Here is a 22,622-nt window from a genome sequence, read left to right as displayed (position 1 = left end):
TGCATGGAGCTGACCAGTACTAATCGGTCGAGGGCTTATCCTAAAGTGAAATGCAATGATTCGTTTCGGTTCCAGTTTTCAGGGTGTAACCTGAAAATATATTCCCTGATAGCTCAGTTGGTAGAGCACTCGACTGTTAATCGAGTTGTCACAGGTTCGAGTCCTGTTCGGGGAGCCATATGGAGAGGTGTCCGAGTTGGCCGAAGGAGCACGATTGGAAATCGTGTAGGCGCCAAAAGCGTCTCGAGGGTTCGAATCCCTCTCTCTCCGTAGCTTTTACATCACGGTTGGGATGAGAACCCATAAGGGGTACGTCGAAGCATACGCATCGATAGAAATACATCGCAGTCTCGAACGAAGTGAGAGTATCCCTCTCTCTCCGTTGATTCACTAATTTACAAGGCCCGTTGGTCAAGGGGTTAAGACACCTCCCTTTCACGGAGGTAACAGGGGTTCGAATCCCCTACGGGTCATAAGGCTATCCCATAGCCGATGAAAGATGAGAACCCCTAATGGTTCGTCGGAGTATAAGCTTCGGTAGAAATACATCGCAGTCGACTCACAACGTGAGGCGCATCCCCTTTGGGTCATATCATTAATTTTTTATTTGTTGAGAAAAAATGGACGCAATGTAAAATTAGTTGATAATTGGCATGCAGATGTGTTACTATATATTAGGTAATTAACTTTGGAGGCTTAGCTCAGCTGGGAGAGCATCTGCCTTACAAGCAGAGGGTCGGGGGTTCGATCCCCTCAGCCTCCACCATAATTTAATATCGCGGGGTGGAGCAGTTCGGTAGCTCGTCGGGCTCATAACCCGAAGGTCACAGGTTCAAATCCTGTCCCCGCAATTATCTTTCAAGAAATTGAAAGTTGTTTCATGGAACTGTGGTGTAGAGGCCTAACATGCCTGCCTGTCACGCAGGAGATCGCGGGTTCGAATCCCGTCAGTTCCGCCATTATTACAATTGAATAATGTGATTTCTTAATTACATGGCAGATCATTACGTAGGTAAGGCTCGGTAGCTCAGTCGGTAGAGCAGAGGACTGAAAATCCTCGTGTCGGCGGTTCGATTCCGTCCCGAGCCACCATATAACTTGTAATTAAGTATTACGCCGGTGTAGCTCAACTGGTAGAGCAACTGACTTGTAATCAGTAGGTTGGGGGTTCAAGTCCTCTCGCCGGCACCATCCATGGAGGATTAGCGAAGTGGCCAAACGCATCAGACTGTAAATCTGCTCCCTTACGGGTTCGGTGGTTCGAATCCATCATCCTCCACCAGTTTTTTAGGGGCATAGTTTAAAGGTAGAACAGCGGTCTCCAAAACCGTTAGTGTGGGTTCAATTCCTGCTGCCCCTGCCAATCACATTTTAAATATGGCGATCGTGGCGAAGTGGTTAACGCACCGGTTTGTGGATCCGGCACTCGGGGGTTCAATTCCCCTCGATCGCCCTTTTTGTTTTAAAGCTTAATGGGGATTAGCCAAGCGGTAAGGCAACGGACTTTGACTCCGTCATGCATAGGTTCAAATCCTATATCCCCAGCCATTACATGCGGACGTGGCTCAGCGGTAGAGCATCGCCTTGCCAAGGCGAGGGTCGCGGGTTCGATTCCCGTCGTCCGCTTTGTATATTATGGCGCCATAGCCAAGTGGTAAGGCACAGCTCTGCAAAAGCTTTATCCCCAGTTCGAATCTGGGTGGCGCCTCCATAGGCTATTATTTTATACTACGCCGGCGTGGCGGAATGGCAGACGCGCTCGACTCAAAATCGTGAGCGTAAGTCGAAGAAATAACCGCTAAAGCCTTGGTATGACTGGATTCTTTAAAAAGTGTTTTAAAAGTTCTCTCCTGTAGTTCTCTCCTTTGTCCAGAGGAGCGATGGAAGACATTATATTTTGCCGGCGTGGCGGAATGGCAGACGCGCTCGACTCAAAATCGAGTGGGAAACCGTGGAGGTTCGAGTCCTCTCGCCGGTATAGCTAAAAGAGTTCATTGGAGATATTCTCTAATGAGCTTTTTTTATTTGATTTTAAGTACATCACTCATTATTTGAGCTGAAGATACTTTTGAGTTGTATTCCAAATGCGAATAAATATTGGCCGTTGTTGCGTAATCACTGTGCCCTAGCCATTCCTGAACCTCTTTCATGCTTACCCCGTTAGAAAGCAACAGACTGGCGCAGCTATGACGGAGATCGTGATAGCGAATGCGTCTAAAGCGGTATCTCTTTAGCAGAATGGGAAAATGCTGTGTAATATAACCAGGCTTAATACGCTGCCCCAATGCGTCTAAATAAATGTAATCCAGGTAGTCAGTACAGTAGGTATTGCCATAAGAGGAGCGATAAGCCTCTTGTTGCTCTTTCATGCACATCAGAATTTCGTAGAACTTGTCCACCAGTGGCAGCGTGCGGCGACTAGCTTTGTTCTTGGTACGATCTTTCTCAATTTCAATGAACTTACCATCTAGCGTACCGGATGTAACTGTATGCTTGATAGTAATGGTTCGGTTCATTAAATCAATAGCTGACCATTTCAGGCCCACCACTTCGCTTCGTCGTAGACCATAAAAAGCAGCCAGAATAATGGCAAGCTCAATTTTTTCGCCGAGGATTGCAGCCAAGAGTTGATTCATTTCCTCTACATTGTAAAAGCTTGCCACATAGTTGTTCTTTTTAGGACGTTCTACAAGGTTGGCAGGGTTCGCTACAATTAGCTTTATTTTCACGGCATATTGAAGCGCTTTGCGAATATTTGCATGGTAATGAATAACGGTATTTGCACTCACACCTCGTACATTCATTTCATGCGTATAATAGTTCTGAATATCCTCAGTGGTTAAGTCCTCTAGCATAATCCCTTTCTCACGAAAATAAGGCTCTATACGGCCTTTTACGGCGTTAGAATAAGAGATGTAGGTGATAAGCTCGATACTATTCTTCATCATCTCTAACCATTGCAACATGAAGTCTGCAAACAGTCTTTTGTTGACATCAGATGGAGCGGCCGTCGTAGCTATTACAGCTTTTTTTTCGGCTTCTATTGCTTGAGCTTGTTCCTCCAGGTAATGATTCTTTCTGGCTTCTTGAAGCATAATTTCAGCTTTTTTCTTGTTGCCTTTTACCTTAAGCCCAGTAGGAATCCATTTAGGTTTTCGTTTCCCATGTTCATCTTTACAGTTTAATACAATATAGAAAAGGTTTTTTTTCTCTTGTAGGTGGCCTGCTATCATACCCGATCCTCTCTTGGTTAGCAGCCCGTATCTCTACCATTGACACGATAATTATATCATAGTAAAGACAGCGGTTCAATGCGTTAATGTATTAAAGTTGTCTTTCGAATGTAACTGTTGTGACTGCATCAATGAATGAAGGTAGACAATAACTTGAATTTTAGGTACTTTGTATGCTCGTCCGATTTTAAAGTGTTGAATGCGATTTGATTGCAACAGTTTATAGGCGCTCTTGCAACTAATGCCACCGAGCATTTCGCATAGTTGGGGAACATTCACAACATCAGGATATTGTTCAAACATGGATATAAGAAGATGCTTTGTGGCTAAAGGTAATAGCACAGATTGTTCTGGCATATAACAAAGTCTCCTTTTCAATTGGATATGTAGTTGGGTCGAGGTGGGCTGCGTGCATAATAAGATGACATCATAATGCTCTCATCTCCATAGAGTGAAGGATAAATGTTATTTCAAGCTGCTGATGGTAAGTCAGCATCATAGCTTCAACAATATGATGAAGCTCCCCCTCATCCGAGCGAGCTGCCCCCAATACCGTGACGTTGGCCGGGCAGAAGTATCATGATCCCCTTACTCTGGTTATGGCGATTCATCCCACCACAGGATGATTATAGCCGGAGATGTGGTCGCTCAAGCCCTAATAGAGAGCTATCATGGCGTTTCCGCTTCGTCGCTTCTGTTTTCACAGCAGAGAAAGGAACGTACTTGAAACAAGTAATATGATGTTTTCAAAGATCAAGAATCAATCAAAGCAGATTTGCTTATCTACCTGATTGCTTCCTGTAATATAAATGGGAGCTTGAATTAAAAAAGGCAACTTGCTTCGTGAAATGTTCACAATGCTGCTAATATAAGAGTATGTAAAATACGGGCAAGGCCATGTGGAATAAAATCCACATGGCCCTGCTCGCGATTACTTGTAACGATTAAGGTCAAAGCGACGAACTGCCAGGATAAAGGCAATTGTCAACTGTTGTTTGCAATCTTCATCGATGGTTCCATTTCGTTTGGCGTATTTATTAATAACTGGCCCATAACGGGTAATCAACTTAGCTTCAGCTTCTTTGTTACCTTCTTGTGCTAATTGAAGTAGAGTAGAAACGCTATTCATATTCATCCTCCTTTTTATCGCTTAGAACTGAATGATAAGTGATGTATGATAAAAAGGGAGGGCTACGACAAGCAAACGAGCCTTTATTTCTCCATAATGCTTTTAAGCTTCACCAGAACATTTGATTTCATTTTCGAAACAGCTTGTCTGCTAGTTCCTAAAAGTTGAGCAATTTCCTTATCTGTTTTATCTTCGCAATACTTATGGTATAAAAGCCTTTGTTCTTTTGATGTAAGATGTAATATTTCAGGAATTTGAGAAAGTATAGGAACGTTTTGAGTCTGTAGTATATCGTGATGACGAACTAAAAAGTTTATATTGATCTCGAAATTTACGGCATCTAAAGGAACAACATAAGCTGAATCACGCCTTAGCTTCCCAGAATAATCTTTTTTAGCATGTTGGAGACATGTTTTAACATAACTACTGAATGCTCTTTCAATGAAATTATTAACTCCAACTCCTGAAGTCATAAGATATCATCTCCTCTCAGTAATTAAATGGGGAGCAGAGTCGAAAAAGGCAACTTACAATCAAAAAAAATAATAAATGGAAGATTAAACTCTATTTTTGCTGCTTATCAACATATAATAAATGTTTTATATGTGAGTATATGATCAAACAATGAGAAGTAATAGAGTCGTTTAGGCGTGCTCTTTATCAACCTGTTTCTTAATGTCTGAGGGATTTTGCCTGATAGTTGGGTTTGGTCTGAGAAAGAACAGCACAAAGATGTGGATGGATAAGATAGGAATTAGCAAGCATATGGACTCTTAACTGAGCCTACAGCGATCCATCAATTGAATAGGAGAGATGAGATTTGAAAAAATGGGTACTGCTTAGTGTAAATATACTAATTATCATAATCATCATGATTAATCGAGACATGTTATATGCATGGATAAGTGCGGATAATACGCCTTATTTTCCTTTGGTATTTATTACGGTGACGATTTTTGCTATTTTTCCCGTTATTCCCTTTGGTATTGTCGGTGGAATAATGGGTGCAAAATATGGGCTGCTCTGGGGGAGTATTGTAAATATATCAGCATCTACATTTGCAGCTATGATTATTTAGGTGTTGGCTACGAACGTTCTACATGCATGGGGAAGCCAGTTGCTCATTAAATATTCGTTTTTGGAAAGGCTAAAAATGATGATTAAACGCCATCTGTTCTGGACCGTTCTCATAGGGCGAATCATTCCAATCTTTCCGGCCGTTGTAATCAATGTGTATGCAGGCGTATTCAAACTAAGATTTAGCGTATTTATTCTAGCCACGTTCTTAGGGAAGATTCCAGCTATGCTAGTTTTCTCCTACGTAGGGGATGGAATTTGGTCCAGCAATGAGAAATGGCTACAAGCTATTTTAATCTATAGTGCCTTTTTGTTATTGTTATTCATAATCTATCGAAACAGAGGTTTGTTAAGTAATAGAAAGTAGGAATTCCGCCCTTGCTAGTCTTAGGAACAGGCTACGGAAATATAAACGACCGTTCCCGGTATATTACCAAGAAACGGCCGCCATTAGATTTCAACGACAGGCACAACGATTGCTGTCACTGGTATTAGACTTATTGGATGACTTGTTTTGTTCCTGTTGTAGCAGCTTCACGAATCACATCCATCAAACGGTGCACTTGTACACCTATCTGGAAGTCGGGTGTTTCATGTTTATTTGTGGCTAGGTCCTGATAGAATTGGGCATAAAGTTGAGCAACATTGAACTGAGCACCTGAACGGAGTTCTGACGGAACAAGATAATAGGATGACGGAATTTCCAATTCCTTAAGATCACCATTTTCTTGAGATCCTTCCAGCGTAAATGGATCCATTTCGAACATTAGCTTATCTTTGGAGTTAAGGTGCAGCATACCTTCGGTACCACTGATTTTCATGCTGAAAATATCAGAATCTGTATTACTTACACGGAGGGAAATGGTTGCAGTGTTGCTTAAAATGCCATCCACTTCGACATGATCAGGTGCAGTTGCTGAGACGATATCTCCTGTTTCTATTACGTTAACTTCTTTAACTTTGGTTTCCAGTCTAGCGGATACCTGCGAAAACTCTCCAAAGATATGATGGATACCGTCTAATAGATGACCTGCTCCGATGGTCAGTTGATCAGCGCCATTGTATTCATCGAGAAAGTACACATGAGATTCATTTATCGTATTGCCCATATTGGGAAAGGTAGAGATTTCATAATTTATTTTGACAGACTGCACTTCTCCAACATACCCGTCAGAAATCAGATCTTTAACATAGTTTATTGCGGGATTAGCGCGCCCTTGCAGACCAATTACATGGCGAACACCTTTATCTTCTGCTAAGCTCAAGAGTTCTAAGGCTTCGCTCGTTGTTCTTGCAAGCGGCCATTCACAGTAAACATGTTTTCCTGCATTCAATGCAGCTTTTACTAATCTGGCATGTTCAGGAACTTTAACGGTAATAACAACAACATCTACATCCGGATGGAGTGAAAGTTCATACGGATCGGTAAGAGCAAGAACATTGAATTTCTTCGCTGCTTCATCAGCACTTTCTTGACGTGAAGTACACACGGCTACTAGTTCAAACTCTGATAGATTTTGAATAGCTGGGACATGTGAGATGCTAGCCCAACCACCATATGGACTAGCTCCGATAATACCAACACCTATTTTCTTTGTTTTCATACTTCTCCTCCTACTTAAATCTGCATACTCAATTTTGTGTCAATAACGTGTAAGTAATTCAATTAAGCTCATGAAAAGTAGCCATTTTGAACTATAACAGGATTGTATACGATAAAATGATTATTATAAATTACGCACTTTTTAGTCCCATAGGAACCAAACGGTGCTATAGGGTATAAAAGTAACCTATACAATGGAGGATAGAATTATGAAATCGCATAAAGATACAAATTATAATATACCTGGAGAGGCTACACTTGAGGTCATCGGTGGAAAATGGAAAACTCTTATCATTTATCATTTAATATTTGGAGCCAAGAGGACAAGTGAATTAAAAAAAGAAATTCCAAAAATTAGTCAGAAGATGTTAACTCAGCAACTGCGGGAGTTAGAAGGAGATGGGATCATTGTACGTACGATATATAGTGAGATTCCACCTAAGGTTGTGTATGAACTCAGTGAGCTGGGCTGGTCTTTGAAACCACTTCTAACTCAAATGTGTGATTGGGGCGAAAAGTTAATTCTCAAACCCTTGGATCAAATCAAACTTTAATAAGTCGTAATGAAGGGGCATATTTTGAAGCAATTTCCCAATTAGTCAACTTTAAAAAACTGTTGAGTTAATGAATTGGATAGGAAGAAAGTTTTGCACTTGATTTTAATCGAACAATCGTTTAAGATAAAAACGACTGAAAGTGATACTAAACATTTTTTTGATTTATCAGTAATTAAACGAACATTCGATTAAATTTCGATAGTATCACTTACAGAAATTTAACAGAAAAAGAAAGAAGGGGCTACGATGAAGTTGATTGAAAACAAAACATTTGTAGGAGAACGCCCACTATATAAACTTCGTAATGCTAGGGTAAAGAATAGTGAGTTTCTACCAGGAGAATCTGCAATAAAAGAGAGTAAGCACTTGAAAGTCTCTCAATGTAACATTTCGAGTAAATATCCATTTTGGCACAATGAAGATGTGGAAATAGAAAGTAGTTATTTTTCTGATGGTAGCCGGGCGGCTATATGGTACTCCAGCAATATAATCATGAATGATTGCAGAGTCGATGCCCCTAAAATTTTTAGAGATAGTCAAGGCATTACGATTAATAAAACAGAAATGAATACGAATGAAACCCTGTGGGACTGTTCCAAGGTTAAGATCACTAACTCTAAATTCAGAGGGGATTATCTATTATTACATGGTGCCAATCTTGAAATCAATCAATTCTCACTCGATGGAGATTATTCTTTCCAGCATGTTCATATTGGTACGTTTAGAAATTGTGTTATTAAATCAAAAGATTCCTTTTGGAATACAAAAGATATTACCGTATATGACTCTGTTTTAGAAGGAGAATACCTAGGATGGTATTCCAAAAATCTTAGACTGGTTAACTGTAAAATTATTGGGACCTAGCCACTCTGTTATGCAGAAAATATAGTTTTAGAAAATTGTGAAATGATAGACGCTGATTTAAGCTTTGAATATTCAACCGTGCAAGCTCAGATCATTAATACTATTGACAGTGTCAAAAACCCCATTCGTGGTGTTATTCATGTTGAAGATATAAAAGAATTCATTCTGGATGATCCCGAGTTAAATGTTTCTGATACAGTAATTCTTTTACTAAGTAAACAATTAACATGAAGTCCTTTTCCTGAAAAAGAATATTATGGAGGAGAAAAGTGATGAAGAAATTACAATTGATAATATTAGCGCTAATAACAGCTTTTGCTTTGGCTGCCTGTAGCAACAACACAACAACTGGTTCCGGGGATGTTACAAAGACAACAACAGCATCTGAGTTGGATATCACCGATCAGAAAATTCTGATTGCATATTTCTCAATTAGCGGAAATACAGAAACAATAGCAAATCAAATCCAGGAAACCGTTGGGGGAGACATTTTCAAAATTGAAACAGTAGTTCCTTATCCTGCCGACTATGATGCACTTACAGATCAGGCGCAGCAAGAGCAAAATGATAACTATAGACCCGAACTAGCAAACCAAGTAGATAACTTGGAATCATACGATGTGATTTTCCTGGGTTATCCTAACTGGTGGGGAACGATACCTATGGCACTGTTTACCTTTTTGGAAGAAAATGATCTTTCCGGAAAAACGATAGTTCCGTTCACTACACATGATGGAAGTGGCTTTGGTCGTAGCATTGCAGATATTGAAAAGCTTAGCCCTCAATCAACCATTGTGGATGGTTTCTCCGTCCGGGGGAGAAGCGCAGATTCAGCACAGGAAGATGTAGCTGAGTGGTTGGCTGATCTGGGAATTAACAATTAAACTTCAATGAATACGAGTTGTTGCATATCTCTTCATCCTCAAGATTCTGTATGCGGAGGGTAAAACACTATTGAAACCGATGATGTTAGTTCGATTGAGTATTGACCTTGTGATGACAATCCTTATGGTCGTGGAGATGGCGTACCATTTTACAGGGAATATGTTCCATGAAATATTTGGAGTTTCCATATTCATATTGTTTATAATTCACAATATTTTAAATAGAAAGTGGTATCAGAGCATCTTTAAAGGGAAAATGAATATACGTCGTGTTCTGACCATAACTATCAATCTCCTTCTTCTTGTAACGATGGCAGTACTGATCATAAGTGCGATACCAATATCTCGTACCGTATTTGCCTTTATTCCAATTGAGAATGGAATAATCGTTAGGCAGATTCATACACTCGCTGCATACTGGGGGCTAATCCTGATCGCATTGCACATAGGAATGCACTGGATCATGATTATTGGGGCAGCACGAAAGCTTACAGGGATTACAGACAAGAACAAAATACGTACAATTGCGTTACGTGTATTCGCTGTGTTGATTGTTGTCTATGGAGTGCAGGCTTCTTTGGATAGGAATGTAGGTCCCAAGTTAATCTTATATTATACCTTTGACAATTGGGAGCAGAACTCTAATCAATCCGGCATGAAGGTTCTATTGGATCATCTCATGATTATGGGAATCTACATCGCCGGGACGCATTATGCTCTGAAGCTGATACCTAAGAAGAAGACAACCGGGAAGGTTCTTCAAAAAAAGCAACCTTGATTGACTTTAAACAGGCAATTATTTAATATAAATCACATGAGACATAAAGATGAGAATAAAAGAGAGCGTATTTTTCATGCAGCGATTCAATTAATTAATGAACATGGTTTATCAGAGACTTCAATGTCCAAGATCGCCAAAAGAGCAAACGTATCTGCCTCGACGATATACGTATACTTCGAGAATAAGGAGGACATGCTGAATAAGCTGTATTTAAGTATTAAGAAAGACATGAGCCTAGCAGTATTCCATAATTATGATGGTTCGATTTCGATCCAGTCGGCGTTCGAGCATGCGTTGAAAAATTTTTCAGACTTTATTTTGAGCCATAAAGATGAATTTTTATTTGCTGAGCAATTTTCCAACTCACCACTTCTTCATAAGTTGTCGTTGATGGAAGGAGCCAGTTTGTTCGAACCTCTATTTAATCTGTATGAGAAGGGTAAGCGTGAACAGGTCTTCAAGCAAGTGGATACTAGCCTGCTTCATATGTTTACATTTAATCCAACGATGCAATATGTTAAAGAATATTTTGGCGGACGCATCGAGTTGGAGCAAGAACGCTTGAACGAATTAATACAAATGACCTGGGATGCTATTAAAGCTTAGGAAAGATCTATCAGAGGGAGCCTACATTCAACATGGAAAATCCCTCTGTTCGTGATTGTTTATTATAAATTAAACGAACATTCGAGTTTTTGTTCGGAAATTCCTGGTAATAAGAGCAGTAAATACACTGTTCATGAAAAATAGTAACTGAGAAGAGGCATGTGTTTTGAGGTATGACTTTGACCATATAATAAGCAGAAAAAATACGAATAGTGTTAAATGGGACTCATCTAGTGAAAGAGAGCTTATACCCATGTGGGTCGCTGATATGGATTTTCAAACAGCAGATCCCATCATCAAATCACTTGAAAAGAGAGCTGAGCATGGAATTTATGGATATACTACCATTCCAGATACCTATTATGAAGCTGAGGTTAACTGGTGGGACAAGCGTCATAACTTCAAGATCCAAAAAGACTGGATTGAAGTGAGCACAGGTGTTATTCCATCGCTCTCTGCTGTCATCCAGGCTTTCACAGAGCCAGGCGATAAAGTAATCATTCAGTCACCTGTTTTAATACCTCAATAACTAACAATCGATGCGATATCGTAATTAATGAATTAAAGTACAACGGGGAGGGTTATGAAATTGATTTTGGGGGATTTCGAAGAGAAAGCTTCAAATGATAAAGTGAAAATTTCTATTCTTTGTAACCCACATAATCCTGTTGGAAGAGTCTGGAGAATCAGTGAGCTGCAACGTTTAGGAGATATATGTCTGAAATATAATGTACTTGTTTTGGTAGATGAAATTCATAGGGATTTGGTGTATACGGGGCACAGGCACATCCCTTTTGCATCCATTTGTGAAAGCTTTCTGATGAATTCCATCACATGCACAGCATCTAGTAAAACCTTTAATCTTGCCGGACTTAAAACATCTAATATTATAGTTGCAAATGAACAGTACAGATTGAAAATTAATCGCTCACTCAATGTTAATGAGGTAATTGAGCCTAACGCTTTCGGAATTGAGGCACTGATTGCCGCCTATAACGAAGGAGAAGATTGGTTAAACTAATTACTGCACTACCTTGAGGGAAACAGGGATTATTTTGTCGCTTTTATGAATGAAAGGCTTCCAGAGCTAAAGGTTGTGATCCCTGAAGCCACATATTTAATCTGGATTGATTGTTCGGATCTGGGGATAGGTTCGAAGGAGTTTTGTGAAAAAATTCTGCAAGAGGGACGACTTAGAATCATTGATGGCTCTACCTATGGTGAAGCAGGTGCAGGGTTCATCCGCATTAATATTGCTTGTTTCAGATATTTAATGATCCTAGGTCTTGAACGATTAGAACATGTCTTAAAATCATAATTCCCAAAATAATAATGACTAAAGAAGTTATCCAAAGGAGATATATAATATGAAAACGCTTGTAGTTGTATCCCATCCACGGACAGATTCATTGACATGGAGTCTGACAAAAAAACTGACTGAGGGGTTAATCAACACTGGACATGAATATGAAATATTGGATTTGTATGCGGAAAAATTCAATCCTCTATTATTTCCGGCAGACGAGCCTGACTTTGGAAATCCAGATAAAGTCTATTCCGATGAAGTTCAGCGTGAGATGGAACGCATCAGGAATCATGATGCTATTATTTTTGTGTTCCCTGTATGGTGGCATAGCACTCCAGCCATACTGAAAGGGTATATTGATCGGGTATTTAACAGTGGCTTTGCTTATGGGACAAGTAAATTGCCGATTGAAAAAATAAGATGGGTTGCTATTGCAGCTGATTCAAGATACGGGTTTAAAAAACGTGGTTATCAACTGATGATGGAGCACCATCTTAATGTTGGAATCGCTGATTATGTTGGTGTACGTGATTCCGAAGTATGCTTTCTGTATGATTCCATGGGTGCAGAAGGTATGGTACATGAAGTCGCATTAAAGGCTCATTTCGAACAGTTGCATTTGCAAGCTTATCAAATAGGTAAGAATTTTTGAATCATTTGACTTTAAACGAACGATCGTTTAATATAAATTCATGAGACACAAAGATGATAATAAAAGAGAAAACATTTTTAATGCAGCAATTCAACTTATCAATGATCAGGGATTATCACAAGCCTCGATGTCCAAGATTGCCAAACAAGCAGGAGTGTCGGCTTCAACCATTTATGTCTACTTTGAGAATAAGGAGGATATGCTGAATAAATTATATATATGTATCAAAAAGGATATGAGTCTGGAAGTATTCCACAATTATGATGATTCGATCTCAATCCAATCGGCATTTGAGCATGCGTTAAGAAATTATGTAAAGTTTGTACTGTCTCATAAAGATGAATTTCTATTTGCCGAGCAGTTCTCCAATTCACCTCTCCTTAACAAATTATCACGAACTGAAGGAGCCCATTTATTCCAGCCGCTTTTTAACTTGTTTGAAAAGGGCAAAGATGAACATGTATTTAAGCAAGTCGATGCTGGTCTGCTTCATATGTTTATGTTCAATCCAGTGATGCATTATTTTAAAGAATATTTTGGTGGTAGAATTCAGTTGGAGCAAAATCGTATAGATGAAATCATTCAAATGACCTGGGATGCTATGAAAGCTTAGGCAAACGTTCAGAGGGAGAAATATCAATCTTGAGATCCCTCTGAATAAAATGCTTTTAAATTAATCGATTAATCGTTTATTATAAGAGTGAAAATTTAGATAAACTTATCAAAGTTAAGATGAAACGTCTTCTTGGTTACAGGATATGAATCCATCCGATAGAACATGCTATTCAATAAGTTGGAAGGCTTACGTAGGATATGCTTCTGTGTAAGGATTATTTTAATAATTTGATAATCACCATATGATTTTATTTGAATAGCGTTATTGATAATATAAAACATTTAGAAAGAGGTTAACTAATGAACGCACAATACAACAACATGTTTGAATCTTTTGCACTGAAAAATGGAGTTACTCTTCGAAATCGAGTTGTTATGGCTCCAATGACCACTTGGTCAAGTAATGACGATTACACGACTTCAAATGCCGAGGTGGCATATTATCAAAAGAGAGTGAGTGGCGTAGGACTGGTTATCACAGGATGTACTCATGTACAACCTAACGGGATCGGTTTTACGAATGAATTTGCCGGTTACGATGATACATTCATTCCGAGTCTGCGTAAGTTAGCAGATGCAGCAAAAAGTGGAGGTGCTCCTGCAGTTCTTCAAATTTTCCATGCTGGCAACAAAGCATTACCTGCTCTTACACCAAATGGAGAAGTAGTTAGCTCTAGTGCTGTAGAGACGGAAGCCACTAGATATGCGCCTTCTGTTTCGCCTAGAGAACTTTCACATGATGAAATACTGGAAGTAATTCATGCGTTTGGAGAAACCACCAGACGTGCGATTGAGGCAGGGTTTGACGGGGTCGAAATTCATGGTGCCCATGGATTTTTACTGCAAAACTTCTTTTCTCCTTTCTTCAACAGACGAGAAGATCAATGGGGTGGCTCCATAGAGAATCGCTTACGCTTCCCGCTGGCTGTCATTGATGAAATGAAACGTGTCATTCAAAAACATGCTTCCAAACCGTTTATTCTCGGTTATCGGATTTCTCCTGACGAACATCAGGAAGGTGGTCTGAGAATGAAGGATACGTATGTATTAATTGATCGCCTGATTGAAGTGGGTGTTGATTATGTACATGCTTCATTGGGAGCGGCTCTTACAGCCAAGCCAGTTGATACACAAGATGACAAAACATATCTGGAACTAATTGTCGCACATGTGAATGGCCGAGTGCCTTTATTGGCTGCCGGTTCGCTGGTAACTCCAGATGATGTCGCCAAAGCTATAGAACAGGGTGTGTCATTGGCTGCAATTGGTCACACGTTAATCATGAACCCGGATTGGGTTGAAAAGGTTCAGCGTGGACAAGAAGCTGAGATTCAAACATCAATCAAAGCTTCTAGGGTAAGTGAGCTTGAGTTACCGGAAAAACTGTGGAGCTTCATTCAAGATTCAGGATCATGGTTCAACATCGAAGAGTAGTCTTCGTACAATTTGTCAGGTTTTAACACAGTGCTATATAAGAGAGGATGTTATTTAAATGTCAAATATTCAAGATAAAGTTGTTATTATTACAGGTGCTTCTAGCGGGATTGGAGAAGCCACTGCGAAGGAACTGGCAGCCAAAGGCGCGAAGCTGGTCTTGGCCGCACGTCGTGAAGATCGTTTGAAAAAGTTGCAGCAAGAGATCGAAGCACAAGGTGGGAAAGCAATTTATCATGTAACGGATGTAACTTCCCATACACAAATGGAAGAGCTGGCGAAGGAAGCACTCCAAGCATTTGGAAAAATTGATGTGATCGTTAACAATGCCGGGGTCATGCCGTTATCACCCATCGCTGAACTGAAGGTCAATGAATGGGACCAGATGGTGGATGTAAACATTAAAGGTGTACTTTATGGTATTGCAGCCGTTCTACCATTTATGAGAGAGCGAAAAGAAGGGCACATCATCAACGTTTCCTCTATAGCGGGTCACTTGGTATTCCCTGCGAGTTCCGTATATAGTGGAACCAAATTTGCAGTACGAGCCATTACTGAAGGTCTCCGTGCTGAAGAATGTGTAAACAACATTCGCACAACGATTATCTCACCAGGATCAACCAATACGGAATTAATTGAAGCCATCTCAGGCCCAGAATTAAAGTCTAATATTACTGAAGCGATGAAAATTGCGATTGATCCATCCGGCATTGCACGTGCCATTGCATTTGCAATCGAACAGCCAGCAGATGTTGCAATCAATGAAATGATCATCCGTCCAACCATCCAATCACTCTAAAACATAAAAATCCGTTTAACATAAAAATTACCTATCCAGTAGGAGGAAATAAAATGTCAGACAAAAAAGTATGGTTTATTACAGGTGCAGGTCGTGGAATGGGTGTTCACATCGCCAAAGCAGCTTTGGCTGCGGGTTATCAGGTTGTTGCCACTGGCCGGAACACAGATAAAGTATTCGAAGCTTTAGGTGAATCAGCGAATCTGCTGGTTGTGAAGTTGGATATCACCAGCCTTGCAGAATCAGAAGCCGCTGTCGAAGCAGCCGTTGAGCGTTTTGGCAAGATTGATGTATTGGTGAATAACGCTGCTAACTTCTATGCTGGCTACTTTGAGGAACTGAGCCCAGCTCAGATCGATCAGCAGCTTACAACCAATTTAATTGGCCCGATGAATGTCACTCGAGCTGTGTTGCCTTTGATGCGCAAGCAACGCTCTGGTCATATTATTTCGATCTCTTCGCTCGCCGGTCTAATCGGACAAGATTTCTGCGCAGCTTACTCTGCATCAAAATTCGGTCTTGAGGGTTGGATGGAGTCTTTGCGATTCGATGTAGAACCATTCGGAATTAACACCACCATCGTAGAACCAGGCTTCTTCCGCACTGAATTGCTGGAACCTGAGTCAACCCTGTGGGCCGAGTTGAGCATCGAAGATTATGCAGAACGTACGACGAAAACGCGCGCCGTCTGGGAGTCGATGAACGGTACGCAGGGCGGAGATCCAGCCAAACTTGCTGTTGCATTGCTTACCATTGCAAACGAGAAACAACCGCCACTGCGCTGGATTGCAGGTGCAGATGCCATTGCTGCCGTCGAGCAGAAGATCGCTGAACTACAGCAACAAATTAACGCTTTCCGAGACTTGTCATCATCCCTCTCTTACGAGTAAACGTAATTTAAGAGTTAATAAATGATCAGGTCTTCTATCTATATTCATTTTTAAGGAAAGGAAGTTATTCACATGTCTGTTTGGTTTATTACGGGTTGTTCCAGTGGTCTCGGTCGCAGTCTTGCAGAAGCTGTACTGAAGCAAGGAGATCAAGCAATCGTTACAGCGAGGACAATTTCGGATATTCAGGATTTTGTGGATGTGTATCCAGATTCGGCGTTAGCTCTCCAATTGGATGTCACAAACCATGAGCAGATTACTCAAGTGGTGCATCAGGCGGAATCTCATTTTGGGAAAGTGGATGTTCTTGTTAATAATGCAGGGTACGGTTACCGTGCTGCTGTGGAAGAAGCGGATGAAGCACAAGTTGAAAAACTGTTTGATACTAATTTCTTCGGGCCTGTCGCCATGATCAAGGCGCTACTGCCTGGTATGAGAGCGAGACGCAGCGGAATTATTATGAATATATCTTCCATTGCGGCTCGTAACACTGCACCGGGTTCAGGCTATTACGCAGCAACAAAATGTGCACTGGAAGGGATGTCCAGAGGATTGCAGAAAGAAGTCGCTCCTCTGGGTATTAAGGTGATCATCGTTGAACCAGGCGCGTTTAAGACAGAGTTCTCAGGTCGCTCTTTAGAGCAATCTAAAACTACATTGGCGGATTATGCAGAAACTTCCGGAAAGCGTCGAAAAGAACATGACCACTCCCATGGATTGCAGCCGGGTGATCCCTCTAAGGGGGCTCAACTTATGATTAAGGCAGCTGAAGCTGTCGATCCTCCTTCCTTGTTATTATTGGGAAGCGATGCGGTTCGAGTGGTAAGTACTGCGCTTGAAGATGATCGTGCTCAAGTGGAGGCTTGGAAAAGGGAAAGTGTGACGACCGACTTCGCCATTTAAAGAGTGTTATAGCTGAGACCGTTTCCCGGCATTCTATCGGGGAACGGTCGTTAGTTTATTCTGAAATCAACTGTGATCATGGAACAAGAAATGACGACGGAAGATCCGCCGTCAGGAAACAATCCAACTGTTGGTATTATCCAATATTACACTCCTTAGAAATATGTGAACATGAATAGAATCAAGATGGGACTACATTCCTTCACCCCCTTTTTTCCAATAAAAGATACGTGTTGTGTACGTGTGTTTTAGAATACAAAAACTCTTAGATGTTCGAAAGGAAGATACTGCCTCATGAACGTTGTAGAAGCTCTTCTTAAAGTAATGCCCTATGTTAGCTTGATCCTTAGAGAACCAGCTTGTATAAACATTATTGATCACAATAAAGTGTTGCACTCAGTTGCTACAGATAAATTCGATCTTGGATTCAAAGCAGGCGATCCGATTCTTCCTGAGTACGAAAACTTCAGTGCCTTGATTAATGGACGTGAAGCCACTAAGACTATCATTCCAAAAGATGTTTTCGGTCTTGAACTACAAGTTCTCAATATCCCAATCATGGATGATGACGATCAAGTTGTCGCTTGTTTCACTATTGCTTACGATCAGTCTAATCAAAATCAGCTAGAAGATATTATACAGCAAAATCAAAACATTAATGCAAATCTTGTTGAGATGGTACAACACGTTGCGGCTCATGCCGAAGAATTGCAAGCGACCAGCGAGCACATACTTGAAAACGCACGCCTTGCCGTTCAAAACTCTTCCCAGATCAACAAAGTGGCTGGATTCATTCGGGAAATTTCTGAACAAACCAATCTGCTTGGACTTAATGCTGCGATTGAAGCTGCTCGAGTAGGTGAAGCAGGAGCTGGGTTCGGTGTCGTAGCTTCTGAGGTTCGTAAGTTGTCTGTAGATACAAAACAAGCAACCACAGATATTAATGCCAGTCTGAAAGATGTGCAACAAGTTATTAAACAGATGGAAGTAGATGTTTCACATATTGCGGCCTCTTCTCAGGAACAAGCCACACTGGTACAATCCTTTACCGATGTCATTGAAAAGCTGAATGAAACCGGCAATCGGATGAAAATTCTGTCTGAGCAATTAATCAGCTATTCCATATAAAATTATATGATGCTTTCCAGTGGTTTTGTTCCCCTACCTGTGTTACTAAATATAACAAACAGAGATTTTTCTTCCCTTTGTGGGGGTGTAGAAATCCTGTTTGTTGGGAAATGTTTTGGTCCAGAAGAGAAACGCTCTACTCATAGTAGTAAATGTTCTTACTTATTACTTCCACCTGGGATTCCCAGCAATTCACTTCAGCTGAAACGTCCACACACCTAAACCATATTCCAAAAGTATCAATTATATATGTTCCGTGCCGATCTTAGCCCCCAAGATGCTGTCAATTATGTTAGAAAAGAAGACTTTTGTGTGCTAGGAGATAAGTTGGAAATGTCCTATAAAAATTGTGACTCAATAGTAAGGTGCAAGTAACATCTCATATTTCCTATTATTTGTATTTTGAGTTAATTAAGTCATGGGAGCTTTCTCCGAATAGAATGCTACCGTTAAGTGCCCTAGGAATTAGGAGCGCCTTCAGTAATCAAGGCTTTTTCGACTGAAAACTAATCAATACTATTACCTCCTAGGTGATTATTAAGAAGCATTTTATACAGTTCTCCATTAATTTGAGAATCAAACAAATCGTGTGAGTGGTTTGCAAAAATAATATTTCTGTCAATTGTTTGTGTAAGATAATTCCTAATATCATCAGGAACAAATAGCCCTAGTGGTTGTATGGACAAATCTTTGCACCGTTCAACAGCCCGATAAAAACCTACCAGTTCGTAAGGCATAGAAGAACCGCAGAGTAGTCGGATGTTAGCTGATGCAAAATCATCTTGCAAGCGCTGCTCAGTAATAACGCCGCAATCCAAAACAATTATATTATAGTTTCGATTCAATTCCCTAGTCATGTAGAAGTCATTATTTTCAAGAACGTAAGCATTCCCCTTCTTTTCTGGCTCAAACAAATGAATGATATGGGCTAGATGATTGTTTGTATTGGCTTCCACGTAACAGGCTTTTCCCCCATGAGCATTAATCCAACATACTAGATTCATTGCGGTGGTAGTAACACCAACACGTCGGTCACATCCTGCAACGGCGATTTTGAGATTGGAGCAATTGAAGTGATATTGTATGTTTTCTTCCAGAAGCATTGGCGGGTTCTTTACCTCTGATACTTGTGGGAGAGTATCAGGCTTAAAGCGTTGCATTCCGTCCTCTGAAAAGCATTCTCGTAGTTCCGCCTGGATCTCCCCAATCTCCGTAGTAGTGACGATATTAAGTACCCCAAATTGAATCAGATCATGAAGAAATGGACTGCTTGATGAAAGACCTTCTGCAATAATCACTATACGCATGTCATAGATAGTTTGATAAGATTTCAGGGCTTGAATCAATTCTTCATCAGATTCTGTTATTGCCTCTCGATCCAGAGCTAAATAGCGTGCATGAGCAAAATGTCGCATATCTTTAATGACAAAGGATAAGAGGGAGAAAGTTCCGACCAGCTTTTTAACAGGCAGCTCTTGTTCCATCTCTAAAAAGTCCAGCAAATTGACACGGACATCGCGGGTCAAATATAGAATCATGATTCATCCCTCTTTCATAATCAATAAAATAAGTCCGACAATGACCAGAACGACATAAAAGAACAACTCTATGAGTTGCTTCCGTTTATCCATCTTTATCGCCCTCCAGCCGAACCCATATAGGCAAATTTGTAGTCAGGGATTTCAAAATGCGCATGGATACGCTTGGAGCCAATCATGAGTAAAGCGTGTTCACGTTTCTTACTTGCCAGCAACTCTTCTTCAGCATCGGTCAAGTTGTACAATTCCCTTGTTTCTTGAAGATTCTTCCCGTCGGTTCCCATTAGTATCTTGATGCAGGGGATATCGAGCAAGGCTTGACCATACATTTTGATTTCTGGAGCCAGAAAATCCACAACACTATGAGAAATAATCGCTAATGCCGCTTCATATTTCCGGGAGCGCTTTTCTACGTTACGTAGAAATACCAGACTTTGCGGGACTTGTGGGTCGATCATTAAATATGTCTCGTCGCAGATCAGCAATACCTTTTCCGTGCGGTCTTGCGACATTTGCTCCCAGCACCACGAGAGCAAATTGAAGTATTGCGTCCGCTTAATATTATCACTCGTATTTTGCAGGGAGTGGGTGTCCAGGCAGATGCAGCGGCTACGCGTCTGAATGGTACTGTGACCGTTCCAAAGAAAGGAATCTCCGCCATGGGCAATGTCATAGAGCAGAAGAGAAAGCTCTTTGTATACGTGATCCCCCAAGGTCTGCACCTTGTATTGAATGAGCTGGTATAAGTCAGCAAATGTGGGGAAGTCAATGTTTTGCAGCTTGGTAATATCCGTTGTCCAGGTAATATGGAACTGATTATATAGTTCAATGAGACATTGCTTGAGAACCGCTTTTTGCATCATGTTCAGATCGGGGATATACAGGTTGAAGAAGATCTCCAGATTTTTGAGGTGCAAGGCCATATCGGACATACCGAGTCCTTCATCCTTGTAGAGCGGATGTTCTTCGTCTTCCTCATCGCGAGGAGCTGGACGGATTTGCAAAGGATTAATTTTGCCGCTGGAGCCGCCGCCAGCATTGATCCAATCCCCGTCTAGCTGCTGGCAAAGTTCTTTGTACTCGGATTCAGGGTCGATGAATATGATTTTGGTGCCTTTCATATATTCGCTGAGCGCAATATGCTTGACTGCGGTTGATTTACCTACGCCTGCTACGCCCATGACGACGATATTGGAATTGGTTCGATCTCCACCGCGTTTCCAAGGGTCAATGATAATTAATCCGCCGCTAGCATCCTTTGCCAGATAATAGCCGCTGCCATCGTTAAAGCCGCTACTGGCAAAAGGGAAGCCTCCAATGAAGGTACTCATCGGCATAATTCTATTTAAAATATTCTCAAGTGTCTCTTGTGCGGGATACATGGGAGAAAGATGGCGCAGGCTGTCCTTCTGCAAGTGGGCCAGTGTACGTATTTTGCAACGCATCAGGCTGAAGGTGTTTTCAACACGCCGACAGGTGCGGGCAAAGAGCTGATCATTATGGGAAAAAGGCATGACGGTGACATTCATCAGACCAACAGTTTCTCCGTTTTGGTCAATTTGCAACATAATGTTTTCCCCATCTGTAGCAGCCTTTTCTGCACGTTGACGAGTAAGAGGGTCTTTGGCGCTGTCGGCTGTGCTGCGATTTTGTGTAATAGACTTGGATATGGCTGTGATGAGCGCACTATTATCAATAGGCTGGAAGCTGATGGATACCATTGTGGAAGGGAGATTGGTAAGGGAGGATAGCCAGCCTACGTTTGCTTTGGGTGGATACTGTATAACACCATATAGCTTCGCAGCTTGCTCACCGATGATAAGACTGTTTCGTGAAAACTCCAATCCCATGGGGGTAATGACATTTAACAAAGAAGTGTTGACGTTCATTTCTTTTTTTTCGGCTTTTACCATGCGAGTGCCTCCTCTAACTGATGATCCAAAAAGGACCGCCTGCTGCGGCATTCTTGCGAGCTTCATTCAAAATGATGGAGAAGTCCCACGTTTGCCCACTGCGTTTGCGACTGGCTGAATCTGCAACTAAAATTTCCCCTTCCGTAGTTACGCCGCGCAGTACCAGAAAATGACCGGATGAGGTGAAATGCCCTTTGCTCATAATCGCAATGACTAATTTTCCGTTGGAGAGAGCATCCAATACTTTTTGCGAATCTTTGAGCGAGGCCCCGGTAACTTGCAAGCCAAAATGCTTGGCTCCATCAGGAATCAGACTATGGTAGCTGCCGTTACCTTCTGCCAGATATCCGTTGTCATATGCCCACTTGGACATGGCAATTGGATCGACGGTTGTTCCGGTCAACGTCGATACGACCATAGCCAGCGAAGTAGGCCCACAACCGGAAACACCAATGGTGCCACGAGGGCCGTAAGGCTTATCGTCCCAACGTTGATCCAACTGATTGAAATAGACCACTTCCCGACTTCCGTCTTTCAAAATAACCCCTTCGTATTGCTGCCCCAAGCTCTCGGTATAGCCTTCATCTGTCTCTTGGAGCAGTTGCGTGAAGCCATAGTTCATCCGCAGCTCATTAACCACAGGTTCCTCTCCGGCTCCCAGCATCAGTTTGAGGGATTCAATCGGAGAGGTAAGAAGTTGCAGCACCAGA

23 protein-coding genes, 15 tRNA genes and 2 pseudogenes are annotated in these 22,622 nt (G+C 41.2%); 32 read left to right on the top strand and 8 right to left on the bottom strand.

What is annotated here, in order from left to right; genetic code table 11:
* Positions 1 to 102 precede the first annotated feature (102 nt).
* From D328_RS0114620 to D328_RS0114550, 15 genes are all read left to right on the top strand, one after another.
* A tRNA-Asn gene (locus tag D328_RS0114620) sits at positions 103 to 178 on the top strand.
* 3 nt (positions 179 to 181) lie between these two features.
* Positions 182 to 270: transfer RNA gene (locus tag D328_RS0114615), tRNA-Ser, on the top strand.
* Positions 271 to 401: 131 nt separating this feature from the next.
* Positions 402 to 473: transfer RNA gene (locus D328_RS0114610), tRNA-Glu, on the top strand.
* Between the two features lie 217 nt (positions 474 to 690).
* A tRNA-Val gene (locus D328_RS0114605) sits at positions 691 to 766 on the top strand.
* 11 nt (positions 767 to 777) lie between these two features.
* A tRNA-Met gene (locus tag D328_RS0114600) sits at positions 778 to 851 on the top strand.
* A 31-nt stretch (positions 852 to 882) separates the two neighbouring features.
* Positions 883 to 959 (top strand) — tRNA-Asp (locus tag D328_RS0114595).
* 57 nt (positions 960 to 1,016) lie between these two features.
* A tRNA-Phe gene (locus D328_RS0114590) sits at positions 1,017 to 1,092 on the top strand.
* A 23-nt stretch (positions 1,093 to 1,115) separates the two neighbouring features.
* A tRNA-Thr gene (locus D328_RS0114585) sits at positions 1,116 to 1,191 on the top strand.
* A 5-nt stretch (positions 1,192 to 1,196) separates the two neighbouring features.
* Positions 1,197 to 1,282: transfer RNA gene (locus D328_RS0114580), tRNA-Tyr, on the top strand.
* A gap of 7 nt (positions 1,283 to 1,289) precedes the next feature.
* A tRNA-Trp gene (locus D328_RS0114575) sits at positions 1,290 to 1,363 on the top strand.
* A 17-nt stretch (positions 1,364 to 1,380) separates the two neighbouring features.
* Positions 1,381 to 1,453, top strand: a tRNA-His gene (locus D328_RS0114570).
* A gap of 20 nt (positions 1,454 to 1,473) precedes the next feature.
* Positions 1,474 to 1,548 (top strand) — tRNA-Gln (locus D328_RS0114565).
* Positions 1,549 to 1,554: 6 nt separating this feature from the next.
* Positions 1,555 to 1,626: transfer RNA gene (locus D328_RS0114560), tRNA-Gly, on the top strand.
* 11 nt (positions 1,627 to 1,637) lie between these two features.
* Positions 1,638 to 1,711 (top strand) — tRNA-Cys (locus D328_RS0114555).
* A 188-nt stretch (positions 1,712 to 1,899) separates the two neighbouring features.
* A tRNA-Leu gene (locus D328_RS0114550) sits at positions 1,900 to 1,978 on the top strand.
* Positions 1,979 to 2,021: 43 nt separating this feature from the next.
* Here D328_RS0114550 and D328_RS0114545 read toward each other — a convergent pair.
* The 4 genes from D328_RS0114545 to D328_RS0114525 all read right to left on the bottom strand — a co-directional run bounded on the left by D328_RS0114545 (position 2,022) and on the right by D328_RS0114525 (position 4,835).
* Complete coding sequence (locus D328_RS0114545; RefSeq protein ID WP_018885764.1) at positions 2,022 to 3,233, bottom strand: tyrosine-type recombinase/integrase; 1,212 nt, start codon at positions 3,231 to 3,233, stop codon at positions 2,022 to 2,024.
* A 75-nt stretch (positions 3,234 to 3,308) separates the two neighbouring features.
* Positions 3,309 to 3,590 carry a helix-turn-helix domain-containing protein gene (locus tag D328_RS29195; RefSeq protein WP_018885763.1) on the bottom strand — a complete coding sequence of 94 codons (282 nt, stop codon included), beginning with the start codon at positions 3,588 to 3,590 and terminating at the stop codon, positions 3,309 to 3,311.
* Between the two features lie 574 nt (positions 3,591 to 4,164).
* A complete protein-coding gene (locus tag D328_RS0114530; RefSeq protein ID WP_018885761.1) occupies positions 4,165 to 4,362 on the bottom strand; it encodes a helix-turn-helix domain-containing protein in 198 nt (65 codons plus the stop codon).
* A gap of 83 nt (positions 4,363 to 4,445) precedes the next feature.
* Positions 4,446 to 4,835, bottom strand: coding sequence for a sigma-70 family RNA polymerase sigma factor (locus D328_RS0114525; RefSeq protein ID WP_018885760.1), 390 nt, complete (start codon positions 4,833 to 4,835; stop codon positions 4,446 to 4,448).
* Between the two features lie 347 nt (positions 4,836 to 5,182).
* Here D328_RS0114525 and D328_RS0114520 point away from each other — a divergent pair, with 347 nt between their 5' ends.
* Positions 5,183 to 5,440 carry a hypothetical protein gene (locus D328_RS0114520; RefSeq protein WP_018885759.1) on the top strand — a complete coding sequence of 86 codons (258 nt, stop codon included), beginning with the start codon at positions 5,183 to 5,185 and terminating at the stop codon, positions 5,438 to 5,440.
* Complete coding sequence (locus tag D328_RS31890) at positions 5,441 to 5,806, top strand: TVP38/TMEM64 family protein (protein ID WP_407667791.1); 366 nt, start codon at positions 5,441 to 5,443, stop codon at positions 5,804 to 5,806.
* A gap of 130 nt (positions 5,807 to 5,936) precedes the next feature.
* On the opposite strand, the gene D328_RS0114510 is transcribed toward D328_RS31890, so the two are convergent.
* The gene (locus tag D328_RS0114510; RefSeq protein ID WP_018885757.1) at positions 5,937 to 7,043 is read right to left on the bottom strand and encodes a Gfo/Idh/MocA family protein; all 1,107 of its coding nucleotides are present in this window, start codon (positions 7,041 to 7,043) and stop codon (positions 5,937 to 5,939) included.
* Between the two features lie 208 nt (positions 7,044 to 7,251).
* On the opposite strand from D328_RS0114510, the gene D328_RS0114505 reads away from it, so the two are divergent.
* From D328_RS0114505 to D328_RS31820, 15 genes and pseudogenes are all read left to right on the top strand, one after another.
* Positions 7,252 to 7,596, top strand: coding sequence for a winged helix-turn-helix transcriptional regulator (locus tag D328_RS0114505; RefSeq protein ID WP_018885756.1), 345 nt, complete (start codon positions 7,252 to 7,254; stop codon positions 7,594 to 7,596).
* A gap of 249 nt (positions 7,597 to 7,845) precedes the next feature.
* Positions 7,846 to 8,694 (top strand): annotated as a pseudogene (locus D328_RS30050) (DUF3737 family protein).
* A 41-nt stretch (positions 8,695 to 8,735) separates the two neighbouring features.
* The gene (locus tag D328_RS29185) at positions 8,736 to 9,347 is read left to right on the top strand and encodes a flavodoxin (protein ID WP_018885753.1); all 612 of its coding nucleotides are present in this window, start codon (positions 8,736 to 8,738) and stop codon (positions 9,345 to 9,347) included.
* A 79-nt stretch (positions 9,348 to 9,426) separates the two neighbouring features.
* Positions 9,427 to 10,125: a DUF4405 domain-containing protein gene (locus D328_RS0114490; RefSeq protein ID WP_233426204.1), complete on the top strand. Its 699-nt coding sequence runs from the start codon at positions 9,427 to 9,429 to the stop codon at positions 10,123 to 10,125.
* A 36-nt stretch (positions 10,126 to 10,161) separates the two neighbouring features.
* Positions 10,162 to 10,269 (top strand): annotated as a pseudogene (locus D328_RS31770) (TetR family transcriptional regulator); the annotation flags it as partial.
* Between the two features lie 51 nt (positions 10,270 to 10,320).
* Positions 10,321 to 10,734 carry a TetR/AcrR family transcriptional regulator gene (locus D328_RS0114485; RefSeq protein WP_233426203.1) on the top strand — a complete coding sequence of 138 codons (414 nt, stop codon included), beginning with the start codon at positions 10,321 to 10,323 and terminating at the stop codon, positions 10,732 to 10,734.
* Positions 10,735 to 11,002: 268 nt separating this feature from the next.
* Positions 11,003 to 11,263, top strand: coding sequence for a beta C-S lyase family protein (locus D328_RS31555; protein WP_233426196.1), 261 nt, complete (start codon positions 11,003 to 11,005; stop codon positions 11,261 to 11,263).
* Between the two features lie 54 nt (positions 11,264 to 11,317).
* Positions 11,318 to 11,755 carry an aminotransferase class I/II-fold pyridoxal phosphate-dependent enzyme gene (locus D328_RS31550; RefSeq protein WP_233426195.1) on the top strand — a complete coding sequence of 146 codons (438 nt, stop codon included), beginning with the start codon at positions 11,318 to 11,320 and terminating at the stop codon, positions 11,753 to 11,755.
* Between the two features lie 346 nt (positions 11,756 to 12,101).
* Positions 12,102 to 12,692: an NAD(P)H oxidoreductase gene (locus D328_RS0114475; protein ID WP_018885747.1), complete on the top strand. Its 591-nt coding sequence runs from the start codon at positions 12,102 to 12,104 to the stop codon at positions 12,690 to 12,692.
* 40 nt (positions 12,693 to 12,732) lie between these two features.
* Entirely contained in the window at positions 12,733 to 13,305 is a 573-nt protein-coding gene (locus D328_RS0114470; protein WP_026281187.1) for a TetR/AcrR family transcriptional regulator, read from the top strand.
* A gap of 302 nt (positions 13,306 to 13,607) precedes the next feature.
* Positions 13,608 to 14,741 carry an NADH-dependent flavin oxidoreductase gene (locus D328_RS0114465; protein WP_018885745.1) on the top strand — a complete coding sequence of 378 codons (1,134 nt, stop codon included), beginning with the start codon at positions 13,608 to 13,610 and terminating at the stop codon, positions 14,739 to 14,741.
* A 58-nt stretch (positions 14,742 to 14,799) separates the two neighbouring features.
* Positions 14,800 to 15,540 carry an SDR family oxidoreductase gene (locus D328_RS0114460; RefSeq protein WP_018885744.1) on the top strand — a complete coding sequence of 247 codons (741 nt, stop codon included), beginning with the start codon at positions 14,800 to 14,802 and terminating at the stop codon, positions 15,538 to 15,540.
* 53 nt (positions 15,541 to 15,593) lie between these two features.
* Complete coding sequence (locus tag D328_RS0114455; RefSeq protein WP_018885743.1) at positions 15,594 to 16,430, top strand: SDR family NAD(P)-dependent oxidoreductase; 837 nt, start codon at positions 15,594 to 15,596, stop codon at positions 16,428 to 16,430.
* 72 nt (positions 16,431 to 16,502) lie between these two features.
* Complete coding sequence (locus D328_RS0114450; RefSeq protein WP_018885742.1) at positions 16,503 to 17,333, top strand: oxidoreductase; 831 nt, start codon at positions 16,503 to 16,505, stop codon at positions 17,331 to 17,333.
* A gap of 294 nt (positions 17,334 to 17,627) precedes the next feature.
* Positions 17,628 to 18,461 carry a methyl-accepting chemotaxis protein gene (locus D328_RS31820; RefSeq protein ID WP_018885741.1) on the top strand — a complete coding sequence of 278 codons (834 nt, stop codon included), beginning with the start codon at positions 17,628 to 17,630 and terminating at the stop codon, positions 18,459 to 18,461.
* Positions 18,462 to 18,967: 506 nt separating this feature from the next.
* Here the strand turns inward: D328_RS31820 and D328_RS31540 are convergent.
* The 3 genes from D328_RS31540 to D328_RS0114425 all read right to left on the bottom strand — a co-directional run bounded on the left by D328_RS31540 (position 18,968) and on the right by D328_RS0114425 (position 22,552).
* Positions 18,968 to 19,999 (bottom strand): hypothetical protein, encoded by a 1,032-nt coding sequence (locus D328_RS31540; RefSeq protein WP_018885740.1) that lies wholly within the window; start codon positions 19,997 to 19,999, stop codon positions 18,968 to 18,970.
* A gap of 95 nt (positions 20,000 to 20,094) precedes the next feature.
* Entirely contained in the window at positions 20,095 to 21,912 is a 1,818-nt protein-coding gene (locus tag D328_RS0114430; protein ID WP_018885738.1) for a VirB4 family type IV secretion system protein, read from the bottom strand.
* A gap of 13 nt (positions 21,913 to 21,925) precedes the next feature.
* Positions 21,926 to 22,552, bottom strand: a complete 627-nt coding sequence (locus D328_RS0114425; RefSeq protein WP_018885737.1) for a C39 family peptidase — start codon at positions 22,550 to 22,552, stop codon at positions 21,926 to 21,928.
* Positions 22,553 to 22,622 lie beyond the last annotated feature (70 nt).

The organism is Paenibacillus massiliensis 2301065 = DSM 16942, from assembly GCF_000377505.1.
Classification (GTDB): Bacteria; Bacillota; Bacilli; order Paenibacillales; family Paenibacillaceae; genus Paenibacillus; species Paenibacillus massiliensis.
The sequence above is the reverse complement of the archived record's forward strand: the minus strand, read 5'-3'. Positions and strand labels throughout refer to the sequence as shown.

Excerpts from the sequence above, each read along its gene's own strand:
- D328_RS31555 (WP_233426196.1), top strand. The coding sequence starts at position 11,003 with ATGGATTTTCAAACAGCAGATCCCATCATCAAATCACTTGAAAAGAGA.
- D328_RS0114505 (WP_018885756.1), top strand. The coding sequence starts at position 7,252 with ATGAAATCGCATAAAGATACAAATTATAATATACCTGGAGAGGCTACA.
- D328_RS0114450 (WP_018885742.1), top strand. The coding sequence starts at position 16,503 with ATGTCTGTTTGGTTTATTACGGGTTGTTCCAGTGGTCTCGGTCGCAGT.
- D328_RS0114485 (WP_233426203.1), top strand. The coding sequence starts at position 10,321 with ATGCTGAATAAGCTGTATTTAAGTATTAAGAAAGACATGAGCCTAGCA.
- D328_RS29185 (WP_018885753.1), top strand. The coding sequence starts at position 8,736 with ATGAAGAAATTACAATTGATAATATTAGCGCTAATAACAGCTTTTGCT.
- D328_RS31820 (WP_018885741.1), top strand. The coding sequence starts at position 17,628 with ATGAACGTTGTAGAAGCTCTTCTTAAAGTAATGCCCTATGTTAGCTTG.
- D328_RS31540 (WP_018885740.1), bottom strand. The coding sequence starts at position 19,999 with ATGATTCTATATTTGACCCGCGATGTCCGTGTCAATTTGCTGGACTTT.
- D328_RS0114470 (WP_026281187.1), top strand. The coding sequence starts at position 12,733 with ATGAGACACAAAGATGATAATAAAAGAGAAAACATTTTTAATGCAGCA.
- D328_RS0114525 (WP_018885760.1), bottom strand. The coding sequence starts at position 4,835 with ATGACTTCAGGAGTTGGAGTTAATAATTTCATTGAAAGAGCATTCAGT.
- D328_RS0114455 (WP_018885743.1), top strand. The coding sequence starts at position 15,594 with ATGTCAGACAAAAAAGTATGGTTTATTACAGGTGCAGGTCGTGGAATG.
- D328_RS0114430 (WP_018885738.1), bottom strand. The coding sequence starts at position 21,912 with ATGGTAAAAGCCGAAAAAAAAGAAATGAACGTCAACACTTCTTTGTTA.
- D328_RS0114465 (WP_018885745.1), top strand. The coding sequence starts at position 13,608 with ATGAACGCACAATACAACAACATGTTTGAATCTTTTGCACTGAAAAAT.
- D328_RS0114510 (WP_018885757.1), bottom strand. The coding sequence starts at position 7,043 with ATGAAAACAAAGAAAATAGGTGTTGGTATTATCGGAGCTAGTCCATAT.
- D328_RS0114475 (WP_018885747.1), top strand. The coding sequence starts at position 12,102 with ATGAAAACGCTTGTAGTTGTATCCCATCCACGGACAGATTCATTGACA.
- D328_RS0114530 (WP_018885761.1), bottom strand. The coding sequence starts at position 4,362 with ATGAATAGCGTTTCTACTCTACTTCAATTAGCACAAGAAGGTAACAAA.
- D328_RS31550 (WP_233426195.1), top strand. The coding sequence starts at position 11,318 with ATGAAATTGATTTTGGGGGATTTCGAAGAGAAAGCTTCAAATGATAAA.
- D328_RS0114545 (WP_018885764.1), bottom strand. The coding sequence starts at position 3,233 with ATGATAGCAGGCCACCTACAAGAGAAAAAAAACCTTTTCTATATTGTA.
- D328_RS29195 (WP_018885763.1), bottom strand. The coding sequence starts at position 3,590 with ATGCCAGAACAATCTGTGCTATTACCTTTAGCCACAAAGCATCTTCTT.
- D328_RS0114460 (WP_018885744.1), top strand. The coding sequence starts at position 14,800 with ATGTCAAATATTCAAGATAAAGTTGTTATTATTACAGGTGCTTCTAGC.
- D328_RS0114490 (WP_233426204.1), top strand. The coding sequence starts at position 9,427 with ATGATGTTAGTTCGATTGAGTATTGACCTTGTGATGACAATCCTTATG.